At 33.7% G+C, this 13,311-nt stretch carries 11 protein-coding genes and 2 pseudogenes; 6 read left to right on the plus strand and 7 right to left on the minus strand.

Features of this window, described 5'->3' with window-relative positions; all coding sequences use genetic code 11:
- Positions 1-4: 4 nt before the first annotated feature.
- Together DM800_RS03605 and DM800_RS03610 are read left to right on the plus strand one after the other, a co-directional pair.
- Positions 5-1,099, plus strand: a complete 1,095-nt coding sequence (locus DM800_RS03605) for a response regulator aspartate phosphatase (RefSeq protein ID WP_147786420.1) — start codon at positions 5-7, stop codon at positions 1,097-1,099.
- The gene (locus tag DM800_RS03610) at positions 1,099-1,299 is read left to right on the plus strand and encodes a hypothetical protein (protein WP_001226066.1); all 201 of its coding nucleotides are present in this window, start codon (positions 1,099-1,101) and stop codon (positions 1,297-1,299) included. Before DM800_RS03605 ends, DM800_RS03610 begins: the two co-directional genes overlap by 1 nt.
- A 159-nt stretch (positions 1,300-1,458) precedes the next feature.
- On the opposite strand, the gene DM800_RS03615 is transcribed toward DM800_RS03610, so the two are convergent.
- The 3 genes and pseudogenes from DM800_RS03615 to DM800_RS03630 form a co-directional block, all read right to left on the minus strand.
- On the minus strand, positions 1,459-2,925 hold the full coding sequence (locus tag DM800_RS03615) for a protein adenylyltransferase SelO (RefSeq protein WP_147786421.1): 1,467 nt from the start codon (positions 2,923-2,925) through the stop codon (positions 1,459-1,461).
- A gap of 176 nt (positions 2,926-3,101) precedes the next feature.
- Positions 3,102-4,100 (minus strand): NADP-dependent oxidoreductase, encoded by a 999-nt coding sequence (locus DM800_RS03620; RefSeq protein WP_147786422.1) that lies wholly within the window; start codon positions 4,098-4,100, stop codon positions 3,102-3,104.
- Between the two features lie 174 nt (positions 4,101-4,274).
- A pseudogene (locus DM800_RS03630) lies at positions 4,275-4,616 on the minus strand (ArsR/SmtB family transcription factor); the annotation flags it as partial.
- A gap of 476 nt (positions 4,617-5,092) precedes the next feature.
- Here DM800_RS03630 and DM800_RS03635 point away from each other — a divergent pair.
- The gene (locus DM800_RS03635) at positions 5,093-6,715 is read left to right on the plus strand and encodes an FAD-dependent oxidoreductase (RefSeq protein WP_147786424.1); all 1,623 of its coding nucleotides are present in this window, start codon (positions 5,093-5,095) and stop codon (positions 6,713-6,715) included.
- Between the two features lie 377 nt (positions 6,716-7,092).
- Positions 7,093-8,037 (plus strand): glycerophosphodiester phosphodiesterase, encoded by a 945-nt coding sequence (locus DM800_RS03640; RefSeq protein ID WP_147786425.1) that lies wholly within the window; start codon positions 7,093-7,095, stop codon positions 8,035-8,037.
- Positions 8,038-8,085: 48 nt separating this feature from the next.
- Here the strand turns inward: DM800_RS03640 and DM800_RS03645 are convergent, their stop codons facing one another.
- The 3 genes from DM800_RS03645 to DM800_RS03655 form a co-directional block, all read right to left on the minus strand.
- The gene (locus DM800_RS03645; RefSeq protein WP_088092345.1) at positions 8,086-8,763 is read right to left on the minus strand and encodes a YdcF family protein; all 678 of its coding nucleotides are present in this window, start codon (positions 8,761-8,763) and stop codon (positions 8,086-8,088) included.
- Positions 8,764-8,856: 93 nt separating this feature from the next.
- Positions 8,857-9,366, minus strand: a complete 510-nt coding sequence (locus DM800_RS03650) for a DUF3916 domain-containing protein (RefSeq protein ID WP_147786426.1) — start codon at positions 9,364-9,366, stop codon at positions 8,857-8,859.
- Between the two features lie 2 nt (positions 9,367-9,368).
- Complete coding sequence (locus DM800_RS03655; protein ID WP_088122765.1) at positions 9,369-10,211, minus strand: LysR family transcriptional regulator; 843 nt, start codon at positions 10,209-10,211, stop codon at positions 9,369-9,371.
- Positions 10,212-10,296: 85 nt separating this feature from the next.
- On the opposite strand from DM800_RS03655, the gene DM800_RS03660 reads away from it, so the two are divergent.
- Positions 10,297-11,529 carry an MFS transporter gene (locus DM800_RS03660; RefSeq protein WP_147786427.1) on the plus strand — a complete coding sequence of 411 codons (1,233 nt, stop codon included), beginning with the start codon at positions 10,297-10,299 and terminating at the stop codon, positions 11,527-11,529.
- 109 nt (positions 11,530-11,638) lie between these two features.
- Here the strand turns inward: DM800_RS03660 and DM800_RS29525 are convergent.
- Positions 11,639-11,874 (minus strand): annotated as a pseudogene (locus DM800_RS29525) (hypothetical protein).
- Between the two features lie 262 nt (positions 11,875-12,136).
- On the opposite strand from DM800_RS29525, the gene DM800_RS03670 reads away from it, so the two are divergent.
- A complete protein-coding gene (locus DM800_RS03670) occupies positions 12,137-13,264 on the plus strand; it encodes a serine hydrolase domain-containing protein (protein WP_088064124.1) in 1,128 nt (375 codons plus the stop codon).
- Positions 13,265-13,311 lie beyond the last annotated feature (47 nt).

A 13,311-nucleotide genomic window follows, 5' to 3' on the forward strand; every position in this document is an offset into this window, starting at 1 on the left:
TTCAATGAATATACAAATCTCGGGCAATAAATTAATTACTAAGATGCTGAATGATTGGTACCAAAACATCAGAGCACAACGAGTAAGTGAAGCCAATAAATTAAAGGAAGAGATTGATAAAAAGCTACATATTATCGAAGGAGATATAAATGTTTTATTTCACTATTATCTTTTAGATTTTCGATATAAAGTGCTAATTGATGGTATAGGCATTTCAAAAAATTCTTTTGATAAACTAGATTCGCTGCCTAAACCGAATGATGAATTTTTAGAATATTATTATTATTTTTTCAAATCTATACATTCTACAATTCTCTCAAATTATAGTGAAGCGAGTAACTATTTTGATAAAGCGGAAAGTTTACTAAAGAATATTCCAGATGAAGTTGAACAAGCAGAGTTTAACTACAGAGTTTCTACATTAAAATATCAAATGTATCAAGCGTATTCAGCTATTGAATATGCTTCGAAAGCAAGGGATATCTTTGCAAAACATGCAGGGCATGAAATGAATGTAGCACTATGTGAAAATGTTTTGGGGTTATCTTTTTCAAAATTAAAACAGCATGAAAGAGCAGAGGAGTATATTGTTTCAGCGTTAAATACTTTGCAAAAAAATGATGCTGAAACACTAGTTTTAAGAATAAGACATAATTTAGGATTATTGTATGCAAGTCAAAACCTTTCGGTCTTGGCTATTAGACACTTATCAGAGGTTTCTAAAAAAATGCCGAATCATTATAAAGCTATTTTTATAGAGGCAGGAGAATATTATAAAATAGGAGAAATAGAAAAGGCAAAAGAATTAATTGAAATTGGATTGGAAGTTTGCAAAGAATTAAAAAATGATGAATATAAGTATCATTTTTTAATTCTAAATGAATTTTGTCAATGTTTGAAAGCAGAAAACGTAGAAAAAATTATGCTCGAAAGTTTTTCTTACTTTGAAAGAGAAAATTTAACCGAATATATCTGCGAATATGCTGAAAAGCTGGCGATAGAGTTTCATAAAGAAGGCAATATAGAACAGGCTGAAAAGTATTTTTATAAGGCTTATGAAACGAGAAAAAGAATATTTGACAAAGGAGCGTTGAAATAATGAGAAAAATTGGATTAACTATTATGGGGTTAACGGCTGCTGGTGTTGTATTTTTGAGTATTGGTGGCATTTTAGCTGAACCAAAACAAGCGACACAAGAAAATTTTTCGGTATTAAATTTTGATACTAAACAATATGCTGCTCATGGAGATACGCCTGCACCTGCAAAACCAGATTTTTTAGTAGTAGAACGTGGATAAATATAGAATGAAGTACTTTTGATTTGAAGTCGGCATTTTTAGTTGATTTTAAAAATGGACATTAAATAAGTTAACTTAAAAGGTGTTTTCAATATTGAAAACACCTTTTAAGTTTGTTGTTAACAGTTAATATAACTAGAAACATTCTTTAAATTGCAATCAAGTCCCACAAAAAGTACGATAAGGACGATTCGTCGGTGCAGGCGGAACGCAGTATTCTTCTTGATCTGTAGAATACGCATAAGGGTTTGATAAGGCTTCAAGAAGTTTCTCCATTACACTATAGTCGTCATTTGTAACAGCTGCTTCTAGTGCTTCTTCTATACGGTGGTTCCTAGGGATGATTGATGGGTTATTATTTTTCATCATTTCGTAGGCGTTTTCTTTCGATTCTTCTTGTTTTTCTAATCGAGATTGCCATAGTTTGTACCATTCGTTAAATTCAGGACTTTCAAATAGAGCTGTATTTTCGAGCGTATTAAGAGTTAATGAACGGAATGTATTTGTATAATCGGCTTTATGTTTCTCCATCATTTTTAAAAGTTGCTCAATAAGTGATTGATCTTGTTCCTCGTTGCTAAATAGTCCTAATTTTTTTTTCATTCCAAGGAACCACTGGTTTTCATATTGTACGCCAAATTTTGAAATTTCGTCTTGAGCAATTTTTAATGCTTCTTCTTCATCTTCATGTAGGATCGGTATTAAAGATTCAGCTAGTCGCGCGAGGTCCCATGCGGCCATATACGGCTGATTCCCATATGCGTAGCGACCTTGTGTATCAATAGAGCTAAATACAGTTCCTTGGTCATAATTGTCCATAAATGCACAAGGGCCGTAATCAATTGTTTCTCCACTGATTGTTATATTGTCAGTGTTCATTACGCCGTGAATAAATCCAACAAGTTGCCATTTAGCGATGAGACTCGCTTGTTTTTTTATGACTTCTTGTAGTAATGCAGTATATCGATTTTCATGTGCTTCAATTTCTGGATAATGCCTTTTTATCGTATAGTCAGCTAGCGATTTAAGGTCATCGATGGAACCTTGAGCAGCAGCATATTGAAATGTGCCGACACGTATATGACTGCTAGCGACTCTAGTTAAAATTGCTCCAGGTAACTTTGTTTCCCGATATGTTGGCTCGCCTGTTGTGACAACTGCTAAACTGCGAGTAGTTGGAATATCAAGTGCATACATTGCTTCACTAATAATATACTCACGTAGCATCGGACCGAGTGCAGCGCGACCATCACCACGGCGTGAATACGGAGTAGGGCCAGAACCTTTCAGTTGAATGTCAAAACGTTTACCTGAAGGAGTAATTTGTTCACCTATTAAAAGCGCACGACCGTCGCCTAACATATTAAAATGTCCGAATTGATGACCGGCATACGCTTGTGCTAAGGGGTGAGATCCTTCTGGGAGTGCATTACCAGCGAAAATAGCAATTTCAACTTCTTTTTTCAATTCTTCAGGATTAAAGCCAAGAGATATTGCGAGTGAATGATTTAGTTTAACTAGCTCCGGTGAACTTACGGGAGTAGGGGGGATTTCTGTATAAAATGATTGTGGTAAAGTTGTATAACTATGATCTAAATTCCAACCAGCTTCATTATTTTTAGTCATTTTATCTCCTCCTTGTTTATTTTTTTATAATGTATTTGTACGTATGTATTCTTTGTAAAATTAGCTAAAAGTATAATATGATATTTCCCCTTGCAATCTATTGTAAGGACTTCACTGCACTATGTCTATTTAACAGTAAATATAAAAACTCCATTTTTTTAATGGAGTTTTTATGATTACTTAATTTTTACAATTATTTTTCCTTTTGCTCTTCCAGCCTCTGAATATTCCATTGCTTTTTGAGCATCTTCAAAAGGGAAAACTCGATCGATTACCGGTTTGATTTCACCAGCTTCAATATATTTTGCGATAGTACGTAATTGATCTCCGCTTGGCTTCATAAATAAAAATGAATATTGCGCATTATGCTTCTTTTCAAGTGCAGTAAGTTTTCTACTTGCTAATGAAAATAAGAGCGTTTTAAAAAATCCGGAACCAAATTCTTTACCGAAACGAGCATTTGGCATTCCTGAAACGGAAACAATGTTGCCGCCGCTTTTTATAATATCAAATGATTTTTCAAGTGTTGTACCGCCGATTGTATCAAATACTGCATCATAATCTTTTAGTATTTCTTCAAATTTTTCTGTTTTGTAATTAATAATCTCATCTGCGCCAAGAGACTTTACTAAATCGGAACCAGCTTCACTAGCAGTTGTTGTAACGGTAGCGCCCATTATTTTTGCTAACTGAATTGCGAAAGTACCAACACCACCAGACCCAGCGTGAATTAATATTTTTTGTCCTTTTTGTAAATGCATAATGTCATGTAGTGCTTGATAGGATGTTAAGCCAACGAGTGGAATCGACGCCGCTTCCTCGAAACTTAAATTTTTTGGTTTTAAAGCTATATCATCTTCATGAATGGCTATATATTCCGCGAAAGTACCGATCTTATTTTTTCTTGGACGTGCATATATTTCATCGCCGACTTTAAAACGAGTCACTTTTGATCCAACCTTTACAATAACACCGGAAAAATCATTACCAAGGATTAGGGGCATTTCATATTTAAGTAACATCTTTACTTTTCCATCGCGTATTTTAAAGTCAATGGGGTTAATACTAGCTGCATGAATTTCTGCGAGCACTTCATACTCGTTTATTTCAGGAGTAGGTACCTCTGCCATACGCATTGGAACTTTCCCGTACTTATCAATTATCATTGCTTTCATTTCTTATACCTCCAAATTTCAATAAAGTGAAACTTTAATCAGTGGGGGGGGTTCTTCATCCCCCACTGATTATTAGTTGAACCAATCGGACTTTTATGGGCAGTTGATCCCCCACCTAACTTCTTTGCTTTCACTGAATTTTGAGGCGGGGGTCTTACTGCCCATTAAAGCGGGATAAAAGTTGTGCAATAGCTTTTCAATATCTAATACAAGATTTTTTAATAAGCCTAATTTTGTACGTATATCAATATAATAAAAGTTTTTTGTACCTTCTTTTCGCATTAAAATAATACCGGCTTCTCGTAAAATCCTTAGGTGATGTGATACCGCTGGACGAGAAAGGTGTGTTTGTTTCGTAATTTCTCCTACACGTAATCCAGTTTGACATTCCGTTTCCATGAGAACTAACAAAATAGCTTGACGTGTTTCATCGCCAATTGCCAATAATACTTTTTGGGAATCAATAAAATCTTTTTTTATAACATTTAATTGTTCTTGTTTATTCATTTCAATCACTTTACCTCCAAAAAATTAGTCGAAAGGTTTAAGATGATGAACCATTACATCAATACGGTAATGCTACATGATTGTTGAATGAGCTGCAATATTGGGAAAGAAAATCGAGACGAATGAAATTTTATGAGTTGAAAATGGTAGGGGATAGAAAAGACTTTAATAATACGTTGTTTACAGATGAGAAAGGATAAGGATTTTAAAAGAATAAGCGGTCGTACCCTGAATAACTTATAGGGTTACGGCCGCTTATCATGTTTTTATTATGTTGGTGTCTACTAAAGTGAGTTGTTTCATTTTACTCTTTCATACATGCATAATTCAAGCAGATTATAGATGTATGTATGAAAGAGTAAAAGTAATTTGGGGCGTAATCTATCTATATGATAATTCAAAATGAGATATAAGTCTATATCTTTGTTGTTTTTTTGATTATATTTATATCACTGAGCTCAGAACAATGATGGGAGGATAAATATATGAAATCGAATTACGTACCAGTTTTAATTATTGGAGGAGGATTATCAGGGTTAGCATCTGCGCTATTCCTTGCAAAACATAACGTTGATTATTTATTGGTTGAAAGGCACCCGTCTACTGCAATTCATCCAAAAGCAGGTGGAATCACTTTTCGTACGATGGAGTTATTTCGAGAATTAGGTTTAGAACAAAGAATTAGATTGGCGGGTAAAGCATTAGAAAATTGCCGAGGAAGAATAGCAGTTCATACGATAGCTGAGGCGAATAAGGAAGAATTGGCAAAAATGCGGGCGACTCAGTATGGAAATGATGAGAAGTTACTTCAAAAAATAGAAGAGATTAGTCCATCAAAACAAACGGCTTGTTATCAAATTATTTTAGAAGAGATGATGTTACAAGAAGCGAGGTCATTAGATGGAGAATTATCTTTTTATCATGAATTGGTTTCTTATGAACAAAATGAGCACGGAGTAATCGCAACGATTCGGAATCGTGAAACGGAAGAAGAAAGTATTATTCATTGTGACTATGTAATTGCAGCAGATGGGGCAAAAAGTAAAATACGTGAGCAACTAGGGATAAGTACTGAGGGACGAGGTACAATCGGTGGCTATTATATGAATATTTATTTTGAAGCGGATTTAAGTGAGTTTATACAAGGAGATGCATTTGGTTTTACTATGGTACTTCATCCCGAAGTACTTGGTGCGCTTATACCAGTTGATAACGAAAGAAGATGGATTTACCATGTATCCTACGATCCATTAAAAGGAGAGCGACCAGAGGATTTCACTATAGAACGTTGTAAACAAATTATTCAAACAGCAATTGGAAGCACAAATGTTGAGCCAGAAATAGTAAGTGTTTTACCGTGGGAAGCGACTGAAAGTACTGCTACAAAATTTCAAGATAATCGCATTTTTTTAGTTGGCGATTCTGCACATATTATGCCGCCAACTGGAGGGTTTGGTTCAAATACAGGGATACAAGATGCGCACAATCTAGCTTGGAAATTAGCGGCTGTTATAAAAGGGAAGGCAAATCCAAAATTGTTAGAAACATATTATGAAGAGAGGTATCCTGTTGCAAAATTAACGACGGAGTATGTGAGTAGTTTATTGTTCCGTGCTGCAAGTAGAGAGGAAGGCAGTTTGAATAATATGGATGGATTAGCTGTAACTGTTGGGTATCACTATTGTTCAGAGGCGATAGTAGATGACTCAGCTACTCCACATAGAATGGATATCGTAGAGTTGAACGGAAGACCTGGAACGCGAGCACCACACTTTTGTGGAACGTATGATGGAAAAGAAATTTCTATACTTGATTTATTAGGAAATGATTTTGTGTTACTTATTGGAGCAGAAAATCACGCTTGGGCCGAGTGTGCACAAGATGTTTCATCTGAATTAGGAATAAATATAAAAGTGTATCGAGTAGGTTTAACTGGAGACTTTATTGCTCAAGAAAATGTTTTTCGTGAATTATATGGGATAGAGAATGAAGGAGTTGTACTAATTAGACCAGATGGATTTATTGGATGGCGTTCGGAAAAAGCGGTGGTAAATCCAGCTGTAATGCTGGAGGAGGTAATGAATAAATTATTATGTGATTTTAAGTAACTGCGGAAGTATTGTCTTATATGCTTCATTTTACTGAAAAAATAATATTCACAAATTTTAATAGGTTTGGTATGATTAATTTCGACAAGTTAATCGAGGCCGGAGATATTTGAGATAAGCCATAAATTTATTTAGGGATACAATAGTGTCCTCTAAATAATTTATGGCTTTTTTTTATTGGTGAACTGTAATCAATAGGAAGTTCCATGTGAATAGGAGGGATATAGAAAATAAATAGTATAGTAATAACATAGGGGAATTGTATTTGTAAGATTGGAATTTTCATATAAGCTTATAAAAATAATGAAAGTATATCTTCTATTTTGTGTAAATCTCATTAACTTGTTGAAATTTGCAACGTAGGAAGGGTTAGAAGGATGAGAAAAATTATTAGCGCGTTCGTTATTTTCTTTATGACGGGAAGTATCTTTGCTGGGGGAGCTGTTCATGCAAAAGCGGAAGGGAAGCATGAATGGAATACGAATAAATTTTTAAACATTGCACATCGTGGAGCAAGTGGACATGCACCTGAGCATACTTTTGCTTCTTATGATCTTGTGAAAAAAATGAAAGCGGATTATTTGGAATTAGATATTCAGTTAACTAAGGACGGCCAGTTGATTGCAATGCATGATACAGCAGTTGACCGCACTACAAATGGTACAGGTGAAGTACGAGATAAAACATTAAGTGAAATAAAGAGCTTAGATGCAGGATCTTGGTTCAATAAAGCTTATCCAGAAAAGGCTAAGCAAGAGTATGTTGGTCAAAAAGTTCCGACTCTTGAAGAAATCTTCCAAAAGTATGGAAGAAGCATGAAGTATTACATTGAAACAAAATCACCAGATGTGTATCCAGGAATGGAAGAGAAGTTATTAGCTTTATTAAAAAAATATAATTTAGTAGGTCAAAACATGTCTTCTAGCCGTGTTATGATTCAATCATTTAGTAAAGATAGTTTAACAAAGATTCATAGTATGAATAAAAATATTCCGTTAGTTCAACTGCTTTGGTATTATCCAAATGAAAACAATGAGATTGTTGAATGGTCTGGCATTACACATGAACCGAAAAGTGTAACAAATGAAGATTTTCAAGAAATCAAAAAGTATGCAGTTGGTATTGGTCCAAACTTACGTAATGATGACGGAGAACTAATTATTGATGAGTCATATATGAAAATGGCTAGGAAAAATGGACTGTTAATTCACCCTTATACAATAAATGAGAAACCAGATATGAGATTGTTAATTAAATGGGGTGCTACAGGAATGTTTACAAATTATCCTGATCGATTACATAGTGTACTAAAAGAAAAATAAGTGAGATAGGATAAAAGGTATACCGACGTTTTGGTATACCTTTTTCTATTATGCTAGATTATAGTAGTAGGATACATATTCTTCTAAACCTTGAACTTCTTTTTCAGGTGGCTCAATGCCACCTTTTCTACCGTAGCAAATATTTCTCAAGTATTCTCCGAAAATCATAGAGCGACTCTTTTCATTTTCCATCCAATTATATCTATTAATGATAAACTCACCATCGAAACTTGTATCAAATGTATATGGTATACAAGTAATAGTATTAGGTAGGTGTTTTTTTAATACTCTATATTGCCGACCAGCACCTAAACTTTTGCATACAAATAGTAGCCGATTAATTTTTGTGAAATCAAAAATCTTTTTCGCTTCAATTATATTAGCGATAGAATGGAGGGAGTTTGTCTCGAATAGGATAGCGTCTTTTGGTACGCCATGTTCAATTAATTTATGTACAATTACTTCTGCTTCAGACAAATCCCCGTAATTCCAGCTCGGATGTTTCATGCCATGCAAACTAGTACCGCCTGTAACGATAATTTTATTTCCTAAACCTTGTCGATAACCTTCTAGAGGAGCTTGCCAATTGCCAGGATGAGAACCGCCGAAAACGAAAATGGCATCACATTTTTGTGGTTTTATTTCTTTTAGAAAAGTGATTTCTGTAATTTGATCGATTTGTTCTTTCGTAAGAGTAGGGACATCAGGATATTTAGGGATTACCATTTGAAAACCTCCTATATAGTAAAATGATAAATTCATTATATAGCGCTTTTGTTAGGTGAAAAAAGGGAAGCTTTTCATTTGAAAGTTCCCCTTTTAAGATAATTCTCCAACAAACCAAATCTCTTTTTCATCGATTGTATCCTCATTATAAATGACTTCTTGAAAGTGCAATGTTTGGACAGTAGGACAAATTGAAATTCCCCATGTCTTCCAAAAATCAGATTCATTTGAAAGAGGAATCCATTTTTGAAATTCACTATTTCTATTAAAGAAATTATGAAAGTACCCCTCATTTTTAAATATAATAATTTGCGAATCCCACAAACTTTCTATAGAAATCAAAACAACAACTCGATATGTACGTGTATCGCTCGGTTTTATTTTTATTAAATGGTTTGCTTGATTTAATAAGGTTTGTATACACGATCGTTTTACTTTTCTAGGTGTTTTATACGAATCGATAAAAGCATGGGAAACTGGTAAAGGCATATAACAATATTCATCGTTATAGAAAGCAGAAGGGAACGTTTTTGTATGTTCTTCAATTCGCTTTATCATCGTGTTTGTTTTACGCTTCATCCCACGTATTTTCTTTTCACGCATTGTTAAATCATCTCCATAAATTTTTGTAATGCAGCTGAGTGATATATATCTTTTCTAGTAATAAAAGTAGTAGGAACCTTTTTGAATCTATTTGGTAAAGGGTTGAATGATAAGTTATGTGCATGACCATTTAAAATAGATTTCATCATAATTGCTACGCCCATATTTGATTTTACACAGGCGAGTATTGCTTCAATTGTTCCGAACTCTAATATTCGTTTAGGCGAGATGCCTTCTTCTTGAAGCCAGTCTTCTAATAAACTTCTATAATAGCAACCTTGACTAAAAGCGAGTAAATTCATATCTTCTATGTCTGTAAGAGAGGGTAAAGGTTTTTTACTAATGAGAACTAATTCTTCTTCACGAAATACACTTGTATGAAGTTCAGCGTGCTGAGTAGAGCCAGCTATAAACGCTCCGTCTAGTTTTCTTTCTAACACTAGCCTGATTAGTTGTTCGGTCGTATTTGTTTCTAAAATCAATTCGACTTTTGGGTGTTTCTCATAGTAGGCCGTTAATATAGAGGGAAGCCTTACCGCAGTTGTAGATTCTGTACATCCGATTTTCAACGTGCCCTTTGGCTCAGTTCCATTACTTTGAACCGCTTTTATAGATTGATCCATTAAGTGGATAATTTGTTTAGCGTATGTTAATAAAATCTCACCGTTAGAAGTTAAAGTTACACCTTTTCCGTTACGGTAAAATAAAGGCACACCTAATTCATTTTCTAGTTGTTTCATACGCATTGTTACGCCTGATTGTACATAGTTCAAATTTTTAGCTGCGTGAGAAATATTATTTTCCTTCGCAACTTCGTAAAATACAGTTAAATCTTTTATGTCCACGTATCATCCCTCCGAAAAGGTATCAATTTTTTTGATGGATTATATGATGAATATTTATTTTATATGATATCAGAACTTTCATACAATGGAAGGGGGTGGAGGGATGATTATGTTAATCGAAGAAAGGATGAAAAGTACTTATAAGTGGATGATGTTAATTGTTGCGACGATTGCTCAAACAACAGCGACGCTTATAACGTATGGTGTTGGAGTTTTGGCGTTATTTTGGAAAGAAGAATATACGCTTACGAATATGGAGAGTGGATTGTTAGTAAGTTTTGTAAATGTTGGACCATTATTTTGTATGCTTTTTGTTGGGCGGCTACTTGATCAATATGATGAAAAGTTGTTAATTTCTATAAGTTCATTTTTGCTAGGAGGTTCGCTTTTACTAACTAATATAGTAAATGGATTTAATGGACTGTTATTTGTACTTTTATTAGTAGGAATGTTTTATAGTGTTTCCCAGCCAGGAGGAAGTAAAGTGATTTTAAAATGGTTTCCAAAAGAAAATCGTGGATTAGCGATGGGAATAAGGCAAGCTGGTATACCGATTGGTGGCGCGTTAGCGGGAGTTTTAATCCCGTTTCTTACAATACAATATAATGTGACTTATGCGATAAATAGTATGGCATGCATTTGTATAATTGGAGGTTTATTATTTTTTATGTTTTATAAAGAGCCATATGTCCAAGAGGATGTAAGGAAAGAATATATTAAAAATTCTTTATGGATGCAGCTAAAAGTAGTGATATGTAAAAAAGAGTTGTATCCAATTTATATAACAGGTATTTGCATGATTTCATTACAAATGGTGTTAGTTGGACACTTTATGAAATTTTTAGTAAGGGAACAATCCATTACATCTATTGTAGCCGGAACAGTATTTTCAGTTATGTTCTTTTCTGGAATGATTGGCCGTGTTGCATTAGCAGCTATTAGTGATGTGTTTTATAAGGGGAATCGGCGCATACCTTTATTTATAACTGTCTGTGCTTCTATCGGTTTGATTCTATTGTTAGTAATGAGCATACATACAGTAACGAGTGGAGTATTGTATGGTGTCAGCGCATTGTTAGGCTTCTTTTCAATTGGTTGGTTTAGTCTTTTTATCGTCGAAGTTGCTGAATTGGCAAGTGAAGAATCTGTTGGAATAACAGTTAGTTTGGCGCTGACATTCAATCAAATTGCTATTATTGTTGCACCTGTTTTATTTGGGTATATTGTCGATGAGAAAGGGTATACGTGTGCGTGGTTGTGTATAGTGGTATTACTAAGTATTTCGGCAGTGAGTTTATATAGTAAAAGCAAAAAATAAAAGAAAGTTAGTAATGTAAATTTTATATGAAGAAATTCTAAAGAAATGCCGAATGTGCGACATTTCTATTTTATATGTTGTATAATCAAAAAATAAATGAGATTCGTTTTCAATGACGTTCATTACCTCTTTTGAAATTACCTGTTACTTTAGCCATAATGAGTTGTTTTTCTGTATCGTTATGTTATGTGCATGATTTATTTTGTTTAAAAATTTTTCAGCATCATTTCCTTTTAATATTTTAATTTATTTTCCGTAATATTCAATTAAAACTATGTTATTTTTTGTTACTCTGTAATGGAACATCATATCATTTAAACGATTGTGTTTATCGGTATTTTTCATCGTAACAACTCCATTTCTTATTATGTGTAACAAATGTTACATAAGCTGTTGAAATTATAGTAGGGTGTATCCGATTGTAAGGTGGAAATTTTGCAAGAAAGAAATACAATAGAGAGTAGCCAAAAACTGAATATGAGAAAAAGGAATCTAGTTTAAATAGGTGAATAATAGATAGATAATATTATGAAATATTTGAAAATTAAAAGATATAGAATAGAATGGATGCATGTTAAGTGAAACTAGATAAAAGAGGGTTCCTATTATGCTAAAGAAATGGTTAATTGTTTTCTTTATTTTTGCTATTTTTTGTGGGAGTGTCGTTACACTAATACATGCAAATAAAGGTAAGAAATATGATATAAAGGCATTTTCTAATGTAAATAGTAAGAAAAAGGGCGATATGCAAGAAGTTGATGCGAATGAGAAAAAGCGCTATGAAGTTGCAGCTGGAAAACTAGATCAATATTTAAAAGATAAAGGATTTAATGGGAGTGTTCTTGTAGCTAGTAAAGATCATGTAATTTTACGCAAAGGTTATGGGTATGCGAATGTGAAAGATAAAGTAGTAACAACGCCAAGAACGAAATATCGCATTGGTTCTATTACGAAAACAGTCGTTGCAATATCTATTATGCAGCTAAAAGAAAAAGGGAAATTAAATATTGAAGACAATGTAAATAAGTATATTCCATCATTTCCGGCAGATAAAAACATTACGTTACGAAATTTGTTAACCCATACGTCTGGGTTGCCAGATCAGGGACAAGGTAGGGTTGATGCGGCGTCACGATTAAAGTTAGTAACGTGGATTGGTGCACAAAAATTGCAATTTCCTGCAGGGACTGGTTGGAAATATACAGATTATAATTATATGGTGCTTGCGTATATTGTAGAAAAGATATCGAATAAACCGCTTGCTGAATATGTGAAAGAAAATATTTTTACGCCTGTTGAAATGCATGAATCTGGAATGGGTGCAACTCTCCCTGAAGATATTTTTTTAGCAGAAGGTTATACGAAAAAAGATAACGAGTTAATAGCTGCGCCTCGGTTAAAAATGAATTGGCTGTATGGGTGTGGTGAAATGTATACGACTATTGAAGATATGAAAAGATTAGATGAGGCTATTATGGATGGAAAGTTGATTTCTAAACAAAGTGTATCAGATATGTTTACTGCATCATCTGTAAGAAAATATGGGTTTAGTTTCTATACTAATCCAGATTATTATCATAATCATGGTGTATTAGCTGGTTGGAATACATTTAATAATTTTAACCGGGATAAACGAACGTTTGTAATATTATTCTCTAACGTACAAAATGGTATGAATGATTCGTTTAATCAGGAGTTTAGGAAAATGGCGAATGATTTAATAGAAGGAAAATAATAATTTTAAAAGTCGGTATTGATATGTAATTATCAATACCGATTTTT

The sequence above is a fragment of the Bacillus sp. AY18-3 genome (genome assembly GCF_008042305.1).
GTDB lineage: Bacteria > Bacillota > Bacilli > Bacillales > Bacillaceae_G > Bacillus_A > Bacillus_A wiedmannii.

Coding starts and splice junctions, on each gene's coding strand:
- DM800_RS03605 (WP_147786420.1), top strand. CDS start 5: ATGAATATACAAATCTCGGGCAATAAATTAATTACTAAGATGCTGAAT.
- DM800_RS03610 (WP_001226066.1), top strand. CDS start 1,099: ATGAGAAAAATTGGATTAACTATTATGGGGTTAACGGCTGCTGGTGTT.
- DM800_RS03615 (WP_147786421.1), bottom strand. CDS start 2,925: ATGACTAAAAATAATGAAGCTGGTTGGAATTTAGATCATAGTTATACA.
- DM800_RS03620 (WP_147786422.1), bottom strand. CDS start 4,100: ATGAAAGCAATGATAATTGATAAGTACGGGAAAGTTCCAATGCGTATG.
- DM800_RS03635 (WP_147786424.1), top strand. CDS start 5,093: ATGAAATCGAATTACGTACCAGTTTTAATTATTGGAGGAGGATTATCA.
- DM800_RS03640 (WP_147786425.1), top strand. CDS start 7,093: ATGAGAAAAATTATTAGCGCGTTCGTTATTTTCTTTATGACGGGAAGT.
- DM800_RS03645 (WP_088092345.1), bottom strand. CDS start 8,763: ATGGTAATCCCTAAATATCCTGATGTCCCTACTCTTACGAAAGAACAA.
- DM800_RS03650 (WP_147786426.1), bottom strand. CDS start 9,366: ATGCGTGAAAAGAAAATACGTGGGATGAAGCGTAAAACAAACACGATG.
- DM800_RS03660 (WP_147786427.1), top strand. CDS start 10,297: ATGGAAGGGGGTGGAGGGATGATTATGTTAATCGAAGAAAGGATGAAA.
- DM800_RS03670 (WP_088064124.1), top strand. CDS start 12,137: ATGCTAAAGAAATGGTTAATTGTTTTCTTTATTTTTGCTATTTTTTGT.